The organism is Vibrio sp. Vb0888, assembly GCF_033338835.1.
In the GTDB taxonomy this organism is placed as follows: Bacteria; Pseudomonadota; Gammaproteobacteria; order Enterobacterales; family Vibrionaceae; genus Vibrio; species Vibrio alginolyticus.
On sequence record NZ_JAWOTL010000069.1, the window covers coordinates 1 to 1,808 of the forward strand.

The window sequence follows — 1,808 nt, forward strand, 5'->3', positions numbered from 1 at the left end:
ACTAAACCACCCTGCCAACATGTAAAGCAGAAACAAAAAGCCTACGGCAAGCACAATGCGACCAACAACACCGACCGCACCATCACTTTGAGTACCTTGCACCGTCATGCCCGCACCGACGGCGACTAAAAACAGAGCAAACGCGCCAATGATCGGCCAACTACTTTGAGCAGGAACGTAATAGGTTCCAGGTTTATTACTCATCAGTTCTCTCCTTACAGACACTATTTGGCCTGTATCTCACTCCTTGAGAGGCTAACTGCCTGTGGGAGGAGGAAGTTTGTAGAGTGTATAAGACAGCGTTAATGTATGTATTGAGTCCGGCAAATCGGGCTCAATATAGAAAATCAATGGCATCTGAGCGTGCTGCTTTCCATCCAGCGGCTGTTGCGTAAAACAAAAGCACTCTATTTTGTTGAAGTAAGCTGCACCGTTGCCGGGAGAAACGGAAGGCACCGCCTGCCCCACCAGCCTTTGTCCACTTTCGTTAAATGCCAAGTATTCAGTTTGCACGACTTCACCTGGATGAACATTCATCGAAATGACTTTCGGCTTAAACTCCCACGGCATATCTGGGTTGACGTGTGCCATAAACTCCACACGAATCGTCCGGCTCAAATCGGGTTGCATCCCCGTAGGTTGAATCGCTGCAACATCACTGGTTTTACCGTTGATGCCTAACGCATCACACATCACGTCATAGAGCGGCACGAGCGCAAAACCGAACCCGAACATGGCAAAAGTGGCCAGCACTAACTTTATCGTGAGCTTTTTGTGGGATGATTTGTCTGCCATGTCCTTCGCCTCTCGTTCCGTTAATCCACTTTAGGCGGCGTACTAAAGGTGTGATGAGGCGCAGGGCTTGGCACAGTCCACTCTAATCCTTCTGCACGCTCCCAAGGTTTGGCCGACGCTTTCTCTCCGCCACGAATGCACTTGATCACGACCCACAAGAAAATCAGTTGCGACAAACCAAAGGCAAAGCCGCCGATAGATACGATTTGGTTCACATCCGCAAATTGAATCGCGTAATCAGGGATTCTTCGCGGCATGCCCGCCAAACCTAAAAAATGCATCGGGAAGAAAAGGACATTGACGGAAATGACTGAGCACCAGAAATGCCACAAACTCAACTTGTGGTCGTACATATTCCCCGTCCATTTCGGCAACCAATAATACGACGCCGCCATGATTGAGAAGACCGCGCCAGACACCAAGACATAATGGAAGTGCGCAACCACAAAATAGGTATCGTGGTACTGGAAATCCGCCGGCACAATAGCAAGCATCAAACCCGAGAATCCGCCAATAGTGAACAGAACAATAAACGCAATCGCAAACAACATTGGCGTTTCAAAGGTCAATGCGCCACGCCACATGGTTGCGACCCAGTTAAACACTTTTACTCCGGTCGGTACCGCAATCAACATGGTGCAGTACATAAAGAACAGTTCTGCAAACACGGGCATGCCTGTCGTGAACATGTGGTGTGCCCACACAAGGAAAGAAAGAAGCGCGATACTGCATGTTGCGTACACCATAGAGTGATAGCCAAACAGCTTTTTGCCACTAAATGCAGGAAGAATGGCAGAGATGATCCCGAACGACGGCAAAATCATGATGTACACTTCTGGGTGACCAAAGAACCAGAAAATGTGTTGGAACATCACAGGATCGCCGCCGCCCGCAGCATCAAAGAAGCTGGTACCAAAGTACTTATCGGTCAGTACCATCGTCACCGCACCCGCCAACACTGGCATGACGGCAATAAGTAAGAACGCAGTGATCAACCAAGTCCAAACGAACAT

At 49.1% G+C, this 1,808-nt stretch carries 2 protein-coding genes and 1 pseudogene; all 3 read right to left on the reverse strand.

Translation table 11 applies throughout. From position 1 onward, the window contains the following. Positions 1 to 204, reverse strand: a pseudogene (locus R7P72_RS23845) (cytochrome c oxidase subunit 3); the annotation flags it as partial. A gap of 51 nt (positions 205 to 255) precedes the next feature. After that, positions 256 to 795, reverse strand: coding sequence for a cytochrome c oxidase assembly protein (locus tag R7P72_RS23850; protein WP_005482726.1), 540 nt, complete (start codon positions 793 to 795; stop codon positions 256 to 258). A gap of 20 nt (positions 796 to 815) precedes the next feature. After that, positions 816 to 1,808: cbb3-type cytochrome c oxidase subunit I (locus tag R7P72_RS23855; protein WP_318110805.1), on the reverse strand; the 993-nt coding region annotated here is incomplete at its 5' end.

What these genes read in the sequence shown, in the direction of transcription:
- R7P72_RS23850 (WP_005482726.1), bottom strand. Translation starts at nt 795, where the DNA reads ATGGCAGACAAATCATCCCACAAAAAGCTCACGATAAAGTTAGTGCTG.